This window comes from Modestobacter sp. SYSU DS0904, assembly GCF_054051115.1.
The window spans coordinates 145,288-159,939 of sequence record NZ_JBJHAQ010000002.1; the positions used below are offsets into that span (position 1 = coordinate 145,288).

A 14,652-nucleotide genomic window follows, 5' to 3' on the forward strand; every position below is an offset into this window, starting at 1 on the left:
CGACCGGGACTCCCGGACGCGGCCCGTCGTCCGTGCGAACGGTCGGCCTACCGGCCTCCACCGCGGCCGGGGTGCGTCACGCCTGGGCGGCGGAGTGCTGCTCGGCGCCCGGGGCGGCCTCGGTGGCGAGGTCGGCCTGCCACAGGTCGGGGCCGAACACCTCGTACTGGATGTCCTTGGCCGGCACGCCGCGGTCGATCAGCGAGCTGCGCACCGCCCGCATGAACGGCAGCGGGCCGCACAGGTAGTAGGCCGCCCCCTCGGGCAGCTCCACCTGGGAGACGTCCATCGTCCCGGCGTGCACCCCGTCGACGGGCAGGGTGCTCTCGGCACCGCGCTCGTACCAGACGTGCGCGCTCGCCCCGGGGAGCGCGCGGATGTCGTCGAGCACCTGGCGGCGCAGCGCGAAGGACTCCTCGTCGACGTCGGCGTGCAGCAGGGTGATCGGCAGGTGGGACCCGGCCGCGGTCAGGTGCGAGAGCATCCCGGCCATCGGGGTGACGCCGATGCCGGCGCTGGCGAACACCACCGGCCGGCCGGAGTCGTCGAGCACGACGTCGCCGAAGGGCAGGGACAGGGTGAGCACGTCCCCGACCTCGGTCTGGTCGCACAGCAGGTTCGACACCTCGCCGGCGGGCTTGCCGTTGCCGCGCACGCGCTTCACCGAGAACTGGCGGTGCTCGCCGTCGTCGGCGCGGGTCAGGCTGTACTGCCGCGGCTGGTGCACCCCGTCGGGCATCTGCACCTTCACCGAGACGTACTGGCCGGGCAGCGAGGTCTTCACCAGCCGGTCGTCGATCCGCTTGACCCGGAAGGTGACGACGTCGGCGGTCTCCTCGACCTTCTCCGTGACCTCCCACGGGCGCCAGACGGTCTCCGCCCGGACGCCGCGGGAGCTGTACAGGCCGCGCTCCATGTTGATCAGCGCGTAGGCCATCAGCCAGTAGACCTCGTCCCAGGCCGCGGCCACCTCCGGGGTGACGGCGTCGCCCAGCACGTCGACGATCGCCCAGAACAGGTGCTCGTGGACGACGTCGTACTGCGCCGGCGTGATGCCCAGGGAGACGTGCTTGTGCGCGATCCGGGACAGCAGCTGCTCGGGCACCTGCTCGGGCGTCTTCACCAGGGCGCTGGCGAAGACCGCGACCGAGCCGGCGAGCGCGACCTGCTGGGTGCCCTCCGCCTGGTTGCCGCGGTTGAAGGTGCCGTCCAGCAGCTCCGGGTGCTGGCCGAACAGGTGGCCGTAGAACCGGCGGGCGATCTCCTCGATGTTCTCGGCGACGACCGGGAGGGTGGCCTCGATGACCGGGCGGGAACGATCGGACAACAATGGGTGCTCCTCGCAGTTGGGGGTGCTCCACCCGCCATCGGGTCCGACGGGCGGAGGCACCCCGAGTCTGGTGGGGGACGCCGGGGTTCGCAGCGGGTCCTTGGTCATGAACGGGTGACCACCAGCGGCCGGCCACGCTGCGGGAGCCCGGGGCGGTCCTGCTCCTCGGCCGATCGGCGCATGGGTCAGGGCACCGGCAGTTCCGCGCCGCACTGCCGGCAGCGGACGGACGGGCGGTCGTCGGCCAGCCGGCCGCACTCGGGGCAGACCAGCTCCAGCCAGCACACCGGGTCCCCACCCTCGGGTTCGGCGGGTGGCGGCCGGTCGGGGTGTCGCTGGTCGGGCACCGTTCCTCCTCGTCGTCGGTGGGGCCAGACTGGACCGGTGGACGACGCCGCGCAGCAGCTGGGGGCAGCCGCCGACCGGATCGAGGAGCTGGCCGCCCGGACGACGCCGGGGCAGTGGCGGGTGCAGGGCCTGCTCGCCTCCCGGCCCGAGGTCGTCGCGCACCTGCCGGACGGCGCCACCGAGCACGTGGCCGAGGCGCGCGCCCGCACGGCGGAGTGGATCACCACGGTGAGCCCCGCGCTGGCCGGGCCGCTCGCCGCCTGGCTGCGCTCCGCCCACCCCACGGATCAGCGGGCGGTGGCGGTCGCCCGCGCGCTGCTGCGCTGACCGTCCCTTCGGGTCGGGTCGGACTCGCAGCTCCGGGCCGGACGCGGCCGGGGTCGCCACCGGGCAGCCGGCGTCAGGGGTGGCCGGTTCTGGCAGTTCCGCTGCGCTCGTGGTCTCCCCGGCCACTGGTCTGCCGTCCCGTTGCTGAGCATCCTCGCCCTGTCGGGCAGCGCGCCCGACGACGGGGAGAGGAGCGGAGCATGTGGGCGACCGTCGTGTTCGCGGTGCTGGTGGTGGTGTTCTTCCGGGCGATGGGCCGTGCCGGCGCACCGGCCGGTGCGCGACCGGCGCCAGGGCGGTGGTCCGCTGCGGTGCAGCAGCTCGTCACGGACGTCGTGCGCGGCGTGCGGGTGCACGCCGACCTGGCCGCCGCCCACCGCGACCGCCTGGGGCGATCCGGCTGGGCAGGAGCAGAGCCGGCCGAGCCCCGGCGGGGGGCCGGGCCGGAGACGTGCCGGGACGACCGCTGACGCAGCGCCGCGGCTGTGGCGCGCTCCGGGTGGCGGCGCTGCTCGCCGCCCGGGCCCTGCCGGGGTGGGACCGGTCAGTCGCGGGGGCGCTTGCGGTCCTGCTCGGCGAGGAAGCGCTCCAGCTCGGCGCCGAGCTCGTCACCACTGGGCATCTGGCCGGCGGTGCCCAGCAGGCCGGTGTCCTCCCGCGCCGCGGTGAAGGAGTCGAACTGCTCCTCCAGCGCGGCCACCACCGAGGTGTTCTCCGCCGAGCGGCCGATCTGCTCGTCGACCTCCGTGCGGTTGGTCTCGGCCGCCTCGCGCAGGGTCTCGGTGGGCACGTGCAGCCCGGTGAGCTGCTCCAGGTGCTCCAGCAGCGTGAGGGAGGCCGCCGGGTAGGTGGCCTGGGCGAGGTAGTGCGGCACGTGCGCCGCCACGCCGAGCGCGTCGACGCCGGCCTCACCCAGCCGCAGCTCCAGCAGCGCCCCGACGCTGCCCGGGATGCGCATCTCGCTCCAGTAGACCGGGTAGGACTCGATCAGCTGGCGCCGCGTCGCGTGCGCGGTGACCGTGACCGGCCGGGTGTGCGGCACCGGCATCGGGATGGCGTGCAGCGCGACGACGGTGGTCACCCCCAGCCGCTCGACCAGCCCGATCACCGCGGCGACGAACCGCTCCCACGCGAAGTCCGGCTCGGTGCCGTGCAGCAGCAGGAACGGCTGCCCGCCGTCGTCCTCCAGTGCGTACAGGCCGATCTCCGGTGAGGTGATCGACTCGTAGCGGTCGCCGGAGAACGTCATCCGCGGGCGGTGGCCGCGGTAGTCGACCAGGCTGTCGACGTCGAAGCGGGCGATCAGCTCGTGCGGGAGCGTGGCCAGCAGGTGCGAGCCGGCGAGGGCGCCGGCGTGCGCGGCGTCGAACTCCCCGGCCAGGTGGTGCACCAGCACCAGGCCGCGCCGCTCCGCCGGCGAACCGGTCTGCTCCTCGCGGGCGAGGAACGGTTCTGCCTGGGGGAGCACCTCGACGAGGTCCTCCGGTCGCTGCGGCACGGTGCGGCCTCCTGGGAACGATCCGACGGGTCGCCAGGTCAAGCCCCGGGAGGGACGGCGGCATTCCCGCCGTCCCTCCCGGCTCACCTGGCCGGGTGGGGGTCCTCCGCGGTCTCGCTCACCAGTTCGGTCCCGTCGGTGTCCCCGGAGAGCACCCGGCGGGTGCCGTCGGGCTCCACCTCCGGGGACAGCCCGTCGAGGACGTCGCGCCCGTACCGGTAGGCCACCGCGATCAGGGCGGCGACCGGCACGGCGAGGAAGGCGCCGATGATGCCGGCCAGGCTGGCGCCGGCGGTCACCGCGAGGATGACGACGGCGGCGTGCAGGTTCAGACCCCGGCCCTGCAGGATCGGCTGCAGCACGTTGCCCTCGATCTGCTGCACCACGACGATCAGGCCGAGCACGATCAGCGCGGTGGTGAACCCGTTGCTGACCAGGGCGATGAGCACGGCGAACGCACCGGCCGTGAAGGCGCCGATGATCGGCACGAAGGCGCCGAAGAAGGTGAGCACCGCCAGCGGGAGCACCAGCGGCACGCCCAGGACGAGCAGCCCGATGCCGATGAAGAACGCGTCGACGAAGCCGACCAGCGCCTGCTGGCGGATGAACTCCGACAGCGTCTTCCACGTCTTCAGCGACAGCGCGGCCACGTGCGGTGCGGCGCTCGGACCGGTCTGCGCGGCCAGCCACGGCACCCAGCGGGGCCCGTCCTTGAGGTAGAAGAAGGTCAGCACCAGGGCCAGCACCAGGTTGATGACGATCGAGCCGATCGTGGTGGCGGTGGTGTAGGCGTACCCGGCGATGTTCTGCGCGTTGGACTGCACCTGGTTGATGACGCTGTCGATCGCGTCGTCGACCTGGCCGTCGCCCAGGTTGAACGGCGGGCCGGCCAGCCACTCCTGGATCTCCTGGAGACCGGCGCTGAACTGGTCGGCCAGGTCCTCGACCTGGTTGACCACCTGCGGGGCGATCCAGGCGATGATGCCGCCGAAGGCCGCGAGGAACAGCAGCAGCGTCACCAGGGCGGCCAGGGCCGGGGGCCACGAGTGCTTGCGCAGGAACCGGGCGAGCGGCCAGAGCACGGTGGTGAACAGCAGGCCGAGGACGACGGGCAGCAGCACCACCCAGAGCTTGCCGAGGACGTACCCGATGACGATCAGGCCGAGCACGACGAGCACCAGTTCGCCGGAGCCGATCGCGAGGACGCGGGCGGCGGCCTGGAAGCGGCGCGCGCGCTCCGGGCCGGGCGCGGGGGACCGGGTGGGCACCATCGTGTCGTCGTGGGTGGGGGCTCCGGGGCTTGAGCCGGCGTCGGGAGTCGTCGCCCCGGAGTTCTCGGGGTCGGTCGCCCTCTGGTCGGGCGGCGTCTCGGGGCGGGACTCGGGACTCTGGTCGGGCATGCGCTGATCCCAACACACCCGGGCGACGGGCACTCGGCGGAACGACGCGATCTGCCTCTCTCCGCCCTGTCCCGTCGGGCGGGCTGTCAGAGGTGCGTCGTAGGTTCCCGGCATGCCGAAGACCGCCACCGCCGACCGGGTCGACCGGGATGAGCTCGTCGCCTTCCTCCGCCCCCGGCACCACGCGCTGCTGATGACCCGCCGGGCTGACGGGAGCCCGCAGCTGTCGCCCGTGAGCTGCGGGGTCGACCCGGAGGGACGGGTGGTCGTGTCGACCTATCCGCAGCGGGCCAAGGTGGTCAACGCCCGCCGCGACCCGCAGGTGTCCCTGTGCGTGCTCTCCGACGACTTCGACGGCCCCTGGGTGCAGGTGGACGGCCGGGCCGAGGTGCTCGACCTGCCCGACGCGCTGGAGCCCCTGGTCGAGTACTTCCGGTCGATCAGCGGCGAGCACCCCGACTGGGACGAGTACCGGGCCGCGATGCAGCGCCAGGGCAAGGTGCTGCTCCGGGTCACGATCGAACGCTGGGGCCCGGTGGCCACCGGTGGTTTCCCGCCGGAGCTCACCCGGGACACGCCTGCCAAGGCCTGAACCTTGCTCTTCCTGAAGCAAGGTGCTGAACTTGCCAGATGTCGTTCGTGGTGACCGTCGACCAGCGGGCCAGCCGTCGCGCCCCCGACCGGGTGCCCGCTGCCCTCCGGGTGCTGGTCGGTGTGCCCGTGGTGCTGCGCTTCGAGCGCACCGCGGGCGACGAGTTCCAGGGGCTGCTCGACGACCCGGCCGCGGTGGTGGAGGTGGTCCGGCGACTGGTGCGTGAGGGTGACTGGAGCATCGGGATCGGGGCCGGGCCGGTGCAGCGGCCGCTGCCGGCCAGCACCCGCGCGGGTGCCGGACCGGCCTTCGTCGCCGCGCGGTCCGCCGTCGAGGCGGCCAAGCGGCGCCCGGTGCGGATCGCGGTGCGCGGGCCGGTGGCCGAGACGGCGGCCGACGCCCAGGCGGTGCTCACGGCGCTCGCCGCGCTGCTGGAGCGGCGCAGCGATCAGGCGGAGGAGGCGGTCCGGCTGGTGGAGGGCGGGCGCACCCAGGCCGAGGCGGCCGGCGAGCTCGGCGTCAGCCGCCAGGCGGTCGGGCAGCGCCTGGCCGCCGGGCTGTGGGAGGTCGAGCGCGACCTGCGGCCCACCGCGGCCCGACTGCTGGCCCGGGCGGCGGGATGAGCATCGCCGGACTGCTGGTGCTCGCCGTCGTCGTGGCCGGCGGTGCCGGCCTCACGCTGCGCGGGGAGCGGGTGCGCACCCCGATCGGCGCGCTGGGACTGGTCGTGCTGCTCGCCGTGGCGGCGGTGCTCGCCTGGCGTGCCGGGCGCACCGGGGACGTCGTCGACGCGGCGGCGGTGGTCCTCGCGGTCGCGGCCGCCGCGCTGGGTGGTGGCCCGGTGGCGATGGCGGTGCTGCGCGCCGCCGACCCGCAGCGCGACACGCCCGCGGCGCCCCCCGCGCCGGCTGCGGCCGGCGCCGAGCCCGTGGTCGGCAAGCCCGCTCCGCGCAGCGTGGCCGACCCGGAGGTGCTGCGCGGCGGTGCGTGGATCGGCGTCCTGGAGCGCACGGTCATCGCCGGCACGGTGCTGGCCGGATGGCAGGAGGGGCTGGCCGTGCTGGTCGCGGTGAAGGGGCTGGGCCGGTTCCACGAGGTGAAGGCGCCGGTCGCCGCCGAGCGGTTCATCATCGGCACCCTGGCCAGCGGTCTGTGGGCGCTGGCCTGCGTCGGCGTCGGGGTGCTGCTCAGGACCTGATGGAACGGCCCCCTCGTAGGGGCCCGCGCCGAGCCTGCGAGGCGTGGGGGACGAGGGGGTCCTTGCTCAGTCGGAGAAGACCTCGATCTGGGCGCCCATCTCCACCAGCCGCTCGTAGAGCTGCTCGTAGCCGCGGGCGATGATGTCGACGTTGCGCAGCACCGACTGGCCCTTCGCGGCCAGCATCGCGAGCAGGATGCAGACCGCCGGCCGCAGCGCGGGCGGGCAGACGATCTCCGCCCCCGACCACCGGGTCGGCCCGGACACCAGCACCCGGTGCGGGTCGAGCAGCCGGACGTCGGCCCCGAGCCGGGTCATGTCCGACAGGTGGATGGCGCGGTTGTCGTAGACCCAGTCGTGGATGACCGTCTCCCCGGTCGCGGTGGCCGCGATCACCGCGAAGAACGGCAGGTTGTCGATGTTCAGCCCGGGGAACGGCATCGGGTGCACCTTGTCGATCGGTGCCCGCAGCTGCGAGGGGTGGATGGTGACGTCGACCAGCCGGGTGCGCCCGTTGTCGGCCGGGTACTCCGCGGACAGCTCGTAGCTCAGCCCCATCTCGGTGAGGGTGGCCAGCTCGATCTCCAGGAACTCGATCGGCGCCCGCCGCACGGTGAGCTCGGAGCCGGTCACGATGCCGGCGGTCAGCAGGCTCATCGCCTCGACCGGGTCCTCGCTGATCGTGTAGTCGACGTCGGCGTCGAGCACCGGCCGGCCGGTGACCACCAGCGTCGTCGTCCCGAAGCCGGCGATCTGCACCCCGAGCTTCTCCAGGTACAGGCACAGGTCCTGGACCATGTAGTTCGGGCTGGCGTTGCGGATCGTCGTCGTCCCGTCGTGCCGGGCGGCGGCCAGCAGGGCGTTCTCGGTCACGGTGTCCCCGCGCTCGGTCAGCACGATCGTCCGGTCCCGGCCCTCCGTCGGGCGGACCGTCGCGTGGTACTCACCGGCCCGCGCCTCCACGTCCAGGCCGAAGGGGCGCAGCGCGATCATGTGCGGCTGGACGGTGCGGGTGCCCAGGTTGCAGCCACCGGCGTAGGGCAGCTCGAAGACGTCGGCGCGGTGCAGCAGCGGGCCCAGGAACATGATGATGCTGCGGGTGCGCCGGGCGGCGTCGGCGTCGATGGCGGCCAGGTCCAGCTGCTCGGGGACGACGAGGGTGAGGTCCCGGCCGGCTTCGTCCCAGGCGGCCGAGACGCCGATCGAGGTGAGCACGTCGAGGATGCGGTCGACCTCGACGATCCGGGAGACGTTGCGCAGCGTCGTCCGCCCGCGGTTGAGCAGCGATGCACACAGCAGCGCGACGGCGGCGTTCTTCGACGACTTCACCGTGACGCTGCCCGACAGCGGCGTGCCCCCGCGTACCCGCAGGTGGGTGGGGCCGGGGCGGCCGACGGTGATCAGCTCGCTCTCCAGGGCGGCCGACAGTCGGCCGAGCAGCTCCAGGGTGAGGTTCTGGTTGCCCTGCTCGATCCGGGCGATCGCGCTCTGGCTGGTGTTCAGCCGTTCGGCGAGCTGTGCCTGGGTGAGGCCGTGGTGCCGGCGTGCGTCGCGGACCAGCGCGCCGATCTGGCGGAGTGACTGACCGGTGGCTTCCTCGGTGAGCGTCATCGCCGGAAAAGATATCTCACAGATGAGATGGGGCTGAGCCGGGTCGGCGGTTGCCCGCTGCCAGCATCTCCGGGTGCCGGGTCCGGCTCCGGGCGGGATGATGACCCGGCTCGTCCCGCCGCCCTCGAGGAGATGCTGTGCCCGACACCCCGACCGGCTCCGCCCCCCATCCCGGGCTGCTGACCATCTACTGCAACGACCACATCGCCGCGGCGGCCGGCGGCATCGAGCTGGTCTCCCGGATGATCGGCGTGCACCGGGGCGACCGGCACGAGACCCCGCTGCGCCAGCTGCTGGACGAGCTGCGCGGGGAGAAGGAGGCGCTCATCGGCATCACCCGGGCGCTGGGCCTGTCGGTGCGCCACTACAAGCAGCTCGCCGTCTGGGTGGCGGAGAAGGCCAGCCGGGTCAAGCTCAACGGGCACCTGCTGTCGCGTTCGCCGCTGAGCGAGCTGGTGGAGTTCGAGTTCCTCGCCTCCGCGGTCCGTGCCAAGCGCAGCGGCTTCGAGACGCTGCGGATGTCGGCCGAGGTCGACCCGCGGATCGACGCCGCCCTGCTGGACCAGCTGATCGACCAGGCGAACCGGCAGTACCAGTGGCTCACCGAGGTGCGCCGGCAGGTGGCCGCCGAGCTCTTCGGTGGCGACCCCGAGGTGGTCGACGGGTCGGCCGACACCAGCGCCTGACGAGCGCCGCTCCCGGGCCGGCGGTAGAACCGCACCCATGTGCCACGACCACGACAGCCGTCCGCCCGCCCCGCCGCGCAGCGGGGACGTCGCCGAGCGCGGCTCGCTGACCCTGACCGCCGCCGACGGCACCGAGTTCTCCGCCGCCTTCGCCGCTCCGGCCGGGCCGGCGCGCGCGGGCGTGGTGATCCTGCCCGACATCCGTGGCCTGCACCCCTACTACGTGGCCCTCGCCGAGCGCTTCGCCGAGGCCGGGCTCCCCGCGGTGGCGGTCGACTACTTCGGTCGCACCGCCGGGGTGGCCGAGACCGGGAGCCGCGAAGAGGACTTCGACTGGCAGAGCCACATCCCGCAGACCACCGCCGCGGGCGTCGACGCCGACACCGCCGCCGCGGCGGCGTACCTGCGCAGCCGGACCGACCCCGCGCTGCCGGTGGTCACGGTCGGCTTCTGCTTCGGCGGCAGCCACGCCTGGCGGCAGTCCGCCGGCGACCTGGACATCGCCGGGTCGGCGGGGTTCTACGGCCGGCCGTCCATGGTCGGGGACGCCGCGCAGCGCGCCACCAAGCCGGTCGTGATGATCATCGCCGGCGCCGACTCGGCGACGCCGGTGGAGGAGCAGCAGCAGCTCGCCGCCACGATGCGCGCCGCCGGCGCCGAGGTGGACGACGTCGTCTACGAGGGTGCCCCGCACTCCTTCTTCGACCGGGCGTTCGGGGAGTGGGCCGAGGCCTGCGACGACGCCTGGCGGCACGTGCTCGCGCTCACCGACCGGGTCGCCGCCGGCTGAGGCGCCCGCACGCCGCCGGGCTGCCCACCCACCTGCCCGCAACCCGCGCTCTAGGCTCGGCGGCGTGAGCGAGCCCAGTGAACCCGGTCAGATCGAACCCGGCGTCATCGAGTTGGCCCAGCGGGTCTTCGGCCTGGCGCGGGCCGGGGAGACCGAGGAGCTGGCCGCCTACGTCGACGCCGGCGTGCCGGTGAACCTGACCAACGAGAAGGGCGACACCCTCCTCATCCTCGCCGCGTACCACGGCCACCCGGAGACGGTCGCCGCGTTGCTGGCCCGCGGCGCCGAGCCCGACCGGGCCAACGACCGCGGCCAGACGGCGCTCGCGGCCGCGGTGTTCAAGCAGTCGGCCGACACCGTGCGGGCGCTGCTCGCCGCCGGCGCCGACCCCGACGCCGGCGGTCCCAGCGCCCGCGCGACGGCGCAGTTCTTCGAGCTCCCGGAGATGACCGCCCTGCTGGAGCGCCCGGCCGGCTGAGCACGCCCGAGAGCTGGTCGGTGCAGTCACTGCATCGAAAAGGCGCGACGGCGGGCGTTGCACCTGCTTGCAGTGGCTGTACTTCCCGCGCTGACCACCCCGCGGGGAGGACCGACCGTCAGCCGGCGGGCGCGGGGGCGCGCCGGCCGAGCGCGAAGGTCAGCACGACGAGCAGCAGGCAGGCGCCGCAGCCGATCAGTGCGATGCCGGTGTAGCCGCCGGTGGTGGGGTAGGCGCTGCCGGCGGGGGTGGCCACCTCCAGCACGGTCGCGCTGAGCGCGCTGCCGATGGCGAAGCCGATGTAGCGGAGCACCTGGTTCAGCCCCATCGCGCTGCCGGTCTCCCCGGCGGGCACGGCGGTGACCACGAGCCCGGGCAGTGCGGCGAACGTCGTCCCCACGCCCAGTCCGGCGACGGCCATGGCCAGGAACAGCTGCCAGAGGTCGGTGCGGGCGAAGCCGACGAGCAGCTCGCCGACGGCGAGCACCAGCGCGCCGATCGGCAGCACCCAGCGGGCGCCGACCAGCCGGTCCAGCGGCCGGGCGACCCACCCGGCGGCGAAGCTCGCCACCGAGAAGGGCAGCAGGATCAGCCCGGCGACGACGATCGAGGAACCGAACCCGTAGCCGGTGGACTCCGGGGTCTGCGCCAGCCGTGGCACCGAGGAGAGCAGCAGGTAGTTGGCCAGCCCGATGAGCAGGGCGCCGACGTGGGCGGTGGCGGCGGTGCGCCCGCGGGCCAGCCGCAGGTCGACCAGCGGGGCGTCGGCGTGCAGCTGCCACACCGCCCAGCCGGCCAGGGTGGCCAGCGACAGCCCGATGAGCCCGAGGACGGCGGGTGAGGTCCAGCCCCAGTGCTCGCCCTCACCGAGCGCGAGCAGCCCGGCGGTCAGGCCGACCCCCAGCAGGACGGCGCCGAGCAGGTCGAGGCGGCGGGCGGCGGTCTCCGGTGCGCGCGGGTAGACCACCGCGGCCGCCGCGAGGGCGATCGCGCTGGCGGCGGCGCCGAACCAGAACGCCGCGTGCACGCCACCCAGCTCCGCGATCAGGCCGGTCAGCGGGTAGCCGAGGCCGAGGCCCGCGGCGACCGTCACCGACAGCGCGGCCGCGGTGGAGCGGGCCCGGTCCGGGGGCAGCGCGGACCGGGCGGTCGCGATCGCCAGCGGGGTGACGGCCAGCCCGAAGCCCTGCAGCGCGCGCCCGGCGACCAGCCAGCCCAACCCCAGCGGCAGGGCGGCGAGCACGCTGCCGAGCACCACCAGGCTGAGCACGACCAGCACCACGGTGCGGCGGTGCCGGCCGTCGCCCAGCCGCCCGATCACCGGGCTGGCGACCGCGCCGACCACCAGGGTCACCGTCAGCGCCCACTGCGCGCTGGTGACCGGGACGTCGTTGGCCTCGGCGATCGCCGGGATCAGCGGCGCACCCAGGCTGCTGATCACCGCGACCAGCATGGCCAGGTAGATGAGCACCGGGACCAGGGCCGGGGGAGCGCTGCCCGCGGCGGCCGGGCTGGTGCGGGCAGCTGGTTGGCTCACGGAACTGCACGCTAACCGCGGGTGGCGGCAGGCGGGCGAGGGGGTTCCGGCCAGCGGAGGGCCCCGCCGTAGCGTGGGCCGGGACGAGGAGGTGGGTGCATGCCCGGCTGGGTGCAGGACGCGGTGTGGTGGCACGTCTACCCGCTGGGCTTCGTGGGGGCGGAGCAGGAGCGGGGCGACGACGCCGTCCGGCACCGGCTGCCGCGGCTGGTCGACTGGCTGGACTACGCCGTCGAGCTCGGGGTGAACGGGCTGGCCCTGGGGCCGGTGTTCGCCAGCGGCACGCACGGCTACGACACCGAGGACCACCTGCGGATCGACCCGCGGCTGGGCGACGACGCCGACTTCGACGCGCTGGTCGCCGCCTGCCGCGACCGTGGTCTGCGGGTGCTGCTGGACGGCGTCTTCAACCACGTGGGCCGCGGGCACCCCGCGTTCCGGGCGGTGCTGGAGCAGGGGCCCGACGCGCCGACCGCCGGCATGTTCCGGCTGCGCTGGCCGGACGGGCCGGACGCGGAGCCCGAGTACGACACCTTCGAGGGCCACGGTCAGCTGGTCGCCCTGGACCACTCCGCCCCGGCCGTCGCCGACCTGGTCGCCGGGGCGATGACGCGCTGGCTGGACCGCGGCGCCGACGGCTGGCGGCTGGACGCCGCCTACGCCGTCCCGCCGTCGTTCTGGGCCGGGGTGCTGCCCCGCGTCCGGGAGACCCACCCGGACGCCTGGTTCGTCGGCGAGGTCATCCACGGGGACTACGCCGGGATCGTGCACGGGTCCGGGATGGACTCGGTGACCCAGTACGAGCTGTGGAAGGCGATCTGGAGCTCGCTCAACGACGCCAACCTGCACGAGCTCGCGCACGCGCTGGGCCGGCACGACGAGTTCCTGCGGTCGTTCGTGCCGCTGACGTTCGTCGGCAACCACGACGTCACCCGGATCGCCAGCCGGCTCACCGACCCCCGGCACCTGGCGCACGCGCTGGTGGTGCTGTTCACCGTCGGCGGGACGCCGTCGGTCTACGCCGGCGACGAGCAGGCCTTCACCGGGGTGAAGGAGGACCGCGCCGGGGGCGACGACGCCGTCCGCCCGCCGTTCCCGGCGACCCCCGCGGAGCTGGCCCCCTTCGGGGAGCCCACCCACCGGCTGCACCAGGACCTGATCGGGCTGCGCCGCCGGCACCGCTGGCTGCACGCCGCGCGGACCGAGGTGCTGCACCGGGAGAACCGGCAGCTGAGCTACGCCAGCAGCGCCGACGGCGAACGCCTCGTGGTGGCCCTCAACCTCGCCGACACCGCCGCGGTCGTGCCCGCGCCGGGCGCCGGTGCGCTGCTGGCCGGCGCCGGACAGGTCCAGCGGGACGCCGTCCGGCTCGAGCCGCACGGCTGGGCGGTCCTCGCCGGCCGGTGAAGGACCCCGGTGGGGCATCTCACCGCGGCGGGCTGGAACGCCGGGCGCCGGTGTGGTGTCGTTCTCGGACGTGACCACTGCCCCCGCCCCGGCCGCCCGCACCCCGAGGCGGGCCTACCTGGTCTGGGGCGTGGGGCTGTTCGCCTACGCGGTGGCGATCTTCCACCGCGGGTCGCTCGGCGTGGCCGGCGTGCAGGCGCAGGAGCGGTTCGACGCCGGCGCCTCGGCGATCTCGCTGTTCCTGGTGCTGCAGCTGGCGGTCTACGCCGGCCTGCAGGTGCCGGTGGGCGTGGCGCTGGACCGGTTCGGTTCCCGGGCGATGATCGTGGCCGGCGCGCTGACGATGTCGGCCGGGCAGGCCGTGCTCGCGCTGGCCACCGACGTGCCGACCGCCGTCGCCGCCCGGGTGCTGGTCGGCGCCGGCGACGCGATGACCTTCATCAGCGTGCTGCGGGTGGTGCAGCTGTGGTTCACCGGCCGCACCGTCCCGGTGATCACCCAGCTGACCGGCATCCTCGGGCAGATCGGCCAGATCGTCGCCGCCTACCCGCTGGTCGCGCTGCTGCGCGACACCTCCTGGCCGGCCACGTTCCTCGGCGCCTCGGCGGTGGGGGTGCTCGCCGCGGTGCTGGTGCTGGTCGCGCTCTCCGACGCCCCGCCCGGCACCCCGGTGCCCACCCCGGCCGGGCCGGGGCAGGTGCGGGCCAACCTGGTGGCCACCTGGCGGGAGCCGGGGACCCAGATCGGGATGTACACCCACCTGGTCACCCAGTTCTCCGGCACGGTGTTCGCGCTGCTGTGGGGGTTCCCGTTCCTCACCGTGGGGGAGGGGCTGAGCCCGGGGACGGCGGCGACCCTGCTCACCCTGCTGGTGCTGATCGGCATGGGCTTCGGCCCCTTCCTGGGCCGGCTGGTGGGCCGCTGGCCGATGCGCCGCTCGGTGCTGGTGTTCGGCATCCTCGGCGCCACCGCAGTCACCTGGACCGTCGTGCTGCTCTGGCCGGGGCGGGCGCCGCTGTGGCTGCTCGTCGTCCTGGTCCTGGTGCTGGGCACCAACGGCCCGGGCTCGATGATCGGCTTCGACTACGCGCGCACCGAGAACCCGGTCGAGCGGGCGGGCAGCGCCAGCGGGGTGGTCAACGTGGGCGGGTTCGTCGCCTCGCTGCTCACCATCCTGGCCATCGGCGCGGTGCTGGACCTGCTCACCCCCGGCGGCAGCACCGACTACAGCCGGGACGCGTTCCGCGCCGCCTTCTCGGTGCAGTACGTGTTCTGGGCGGTCGGCCTGGTGGGTGTGCTGCGGCACCGCAAGGCGCTGCGCGCCCGGCTGGCCCGCGACGGCATCATCATCGCCCCGCTGCACATCGCGGTCGGCGCACGTCTGCGCGGCCGGTCGGCCTACCCGCCGCCGGCCGACGACTGAGCGCTGCCGGCCGGCCGCCGGACCCGG

General features: G+C 74.5%; 16 protein-coding genes. 10 read left to right on the forward strand and 6 right to left on the reverse strand.

Annotated features, from left to right (window positions below):
- Window positions 1-76: 76 nt before the first annotated feature.
- Both ACI79U_RS01885 and ACI79U_RS01890 read right to left on the reverse strand, forming a co-directional pair.
- Window positions 77-1,327 carry a globin domain-containing protein gene (locus tag ACI79U_RS01885; RefSeq protein ID WP_457064516.1) on the reverse strand — a complete coding sequence of 417 codons (1,251 nt, stop codon included), beginning with the start codon at window positions 1,325-1,327 and terminating at the stop codon, window positions 77-79.
- A 188-nt stretch (window positions 1,328-1,515) separates the two neighbouring features.
- The gene (locus ACI79U_RS01890) at window positions 1,516-1,677 is read right to left on the reverse strand and encodes a hypothetical protein (RefSeq protein WP_457064518.1); all 162 of its coding nucleotides are present in this window, start codon (window positions 1,675-1,677) and stop codon (window positions 1,516-1,518) included.
- Window positions 1,678-1,714: 37 nt separating this feature from the next.
- Between ACI79U_RS01890 and ACI79U_RS01895 the strand changes: the two genes are divergently transcribed.
- Together ACI79U_RS01895 and ACI79U_RS01900 are read left to right on the forward strand one after the other, a co-directional pair.
- Window positions 1,715-2,005: a hypothetical protein gene (locus tag ACI79U_RS01895; RefSeq protein WP_457064520.1), complete on the forward strand. Its 291-nt coding sequence runs from the start codon at window positions 1,715-1,717 to the stop codon at window positions 2,003-2,005.
- Between the two features lie 200 nt (window positions 2,006-2,205).
- On the forward strand, window positions 2,206-2,475 hold the full coding sequence (locus ACI79U_RS01900) for a hypothetical protein (protein ID WP_457064522.1): 270 nt from the start codon (window positions 2,206-2,208) through the stop codon (window positions 2,473-2,475).
- Between the two features lie 74 nt (window positions 2,476-2,549).
- Here the strand turns inward: ACI79U_RS01900 and ACI79U_RS01905 are convergent, their stop codons facing one another.
- Both ACI79U_RS01905 and ACI79U_RS01910 read right to left on the reverse strand, forming a co-directional pair.
- Window positions 2,550-3,503 carry a proteasome assembly chaperone family protein gene (locus ACI79U_RS01905; protein ID WP_457064524.1) on the reverse strand — a complete coding sequence of 318 codons (954 nt, stop codon included), beginning with the start codon at window positions 3,501-3,503 and terminating at the stop codon, window positions 2,550-2,552.
- A gap of 83 nt (window positions 3,504-3,586) precedes the next feature.
- The gene (locus ACI79U_RS01910) at window positions 3,587-4,903 is read right to left on the reverse strand and encodes an AI-2E family transporter (RefSeq protein WP_457064526.1); all 1,317 of its coding nucleotides are present in this window, start codon (window positions 4,901-4,903) and stop codon (window positions 3,587-3,589) included.
- Between the two features lie 112 nt (window positions 4,904-5,015).
- Between ACI79U_RS01910 and ACI79U_RS01915 the strand changes: the two genes are divergently transcribed.
- The 3 genes from ACI79U_RS01915 to ACI79U_RS01925 are packed head-to-tail and all read left to right on the forward strand — an operon-like array spanning window position 5,016 to window position 6,693.
- Window positions 5,016-5,495: a PPOX class F420-dependent oxidoreductase gene (locus tag ACI79U_RS01915; RefSeq protein ID WP_457064528.1), complete on the forward strand. Its 480-nt coding sequence runs from the start codon at window positions 5,016-5,018 to the stop codon at window positions 5,493-5,495.
- Window positions 5,496-5,533: 38 nt separating this feature from the next.
- Window positions 5,534-6,118 (forward strand): hypothetical protein, encoded by a 585-nt coding sequence (locus ACI79U_RS01920; protein ID WP_457064530.1) that lies wholly within the window; start codon window positions 5,534-5,536, stop codon window positions 6,116-6,118.
- On the forward strand, window positions 6,115-6,693 hold the full coding sequence (locus ACI79U_RS01925; RefSeq protein ID WP_457064532.1) for a hypothetical protein: 579 nt from the start codon (window positions 6,115-6,117) through the stop codon (window positions 6,691-6,693). The genes ACI79U_RS01920 and ACI79U_RS01925 overlap by 4 nt, the downstream gene beginning before the upstream one ends.
- Window positions 6,694-6,759: 66 nt before the next feature.
- On the opposite strand, the gene ACI79U_RS01930 is transcribed toward ACI79U_RS01925, so the two are convergent.
- Window positions 6,760-8,304, reverse strand: coding sequence for a UDP-N-acetylglucosamine 1-carboxyvinyltransferase (locus ACI79U_RS01930; protein ID WP_457064534.1), 1,545 nt, complete (start codon window positions 8,302-8,304; stop codon window positions 6,760-6,762).
- 137 nt (window positions 8,305-8,441) lie between these two features.
- Between ACI79U_RS01930 and ACI79U_RS01935 the strand changes: the two genes are divergently transcribed.
- From ACI79U_RS01935 to ACI79U_RS01945, 3 genes are all read left to right on the forward strand, one after another.
- Window positions 8,442-8,990 (forward strand): hypothetical protein, encoded by a 549-nt coding sequence (locus tag ACI79U_RS01935; protein WP_457064536.1) that lies wholly within the window; start codon window positions 8,442-8,444, stop codon window positions 8,988-8,990.
- 37 nt (window positions 8,991-9,027) lie between these two features.
- Entirely contained in the window at window positions 9,028-9,780 is a 753-nt protein-coding gene (locus ACI79U_RS01940) for a dienelactone hydrolase family protein (RefSeq protein WP_457064538.1), read from the forward strand.
- A 64-nt stretch (window positions 9,781-9,844) separates the two neighbouring features.
- Window positions 9,845-10,258 carry an ankyrin repeat domain-containing protein gene (locus tag ACI79U_RS01945; protein WP_457064540.1) on the forward strand — a complete coding sequence of 138 codons (414 nt, stop codon included), beginning with the start codon at window positions 9,845-9,847 and terminating at the stop codon, window positions 10,256-10,258.
- A gap of 118 nt (window positions 10,259-10,376) precedes the next feature.
- Here ACI79U_RS01945 and ACI79U_RS01950 read toward each other — a convergent pair whose 3' ends face one another.
- Window positions 10,377-11,795, reverse strand: coding sequence for an MFS transporter (locus tag ACI79U_RS01950; RefSeq protein WP_457064542.1), 1,419 nt, complete (start codon window positions 11,793-11,795; stop codon window positions 10,377-10,379).
- A gap of 99 nt (window positions 11,796-11,894) precedes the next feature.
- On the opposite strand from ACI79U_RS01950, the gene ACI79U_RS01955 reads away from it, so the two are divergent.
- A complete protein-coding gene (locus ACI79U_RS01955) occupies window positions 11,895-13,202 on the forward strand; it encodes an alpha-amylase family protein (RefSeq protein ID WP_457064544.1) in 1,308 nt (435 codons plus the stop codon).
- Window positions 13,203-13,272: 70 nt separating this feature from the next.
- A complete protein-coding gene (locus tag ACI79U_RS01960) occupies window positions 13,273-14,625 on the forward strand; it encodes an MFS transporter (RefSeq protein ID WP_457064546.1) in 1,353 nt (450 codons plus the stop codon).
- Window positions 14,626-14,652 lie beyond the last annotated feature (27 nt).

Coding starts and splice junctions, on each gene's coding strand:
- ACI79U_RS01910 (WP_457064526.1), bottom strand. CDS start 4,903: ATGCCCGACCAGAGTCCCGAGTCCCGCCCCGAGACGCCGCCCGACCAG.
- ACI79U_RS01925 (WP_457064532.1), top strand. CDS start 6,115: ATGAGCATCGCCGGACTGCTGGTGCTCGCCGTCGTCGTGGCCGGCGGT.
- ACI79U_RS01940 (WP_457064538.1), top strand. CDS start 9,028: ATGTGCCACGACCACGACAGCCGTCCGCCCGCCCCGCCGCGCAGCGGG.
- ACI79U_RS01920 (WP_457064530.1), top strand. CDS start 5,534: ATGTCGTTCGTGGTGACCGTCGACCAGCGGGCCAGCCGTCGCGCCCCC.
- ACI79U_RS01900 (WP_457064522.1), top strand. CDS start 2,206: ATGTGGGCGACCGTCGTGTTCGCGGTGCTGGTGGTGGTGTTCTTCCGG.
- ACI79U_RS01915 (WP_457064528.1), top strand. CDS start 5,016: ATGCCGAAGACCGCCACCGCCGACCGGGTCGACCGGGATGAGCTCGTC.
- ACI79U_RS01930 (WP_457064534.1), bottom strand. CDS start 8,304: ATGACGCTCACCGAGGAAGCCACCGGTCAGTCACTCCGCCAGATCGGC.
- ACI79U_RS01955 (WP_457064544.1), top strand. CDS start 11,895: ATGCCCGGCTGGGTGCAGGACGCGGTGTGGTGGCACGTCTACCCGCTG.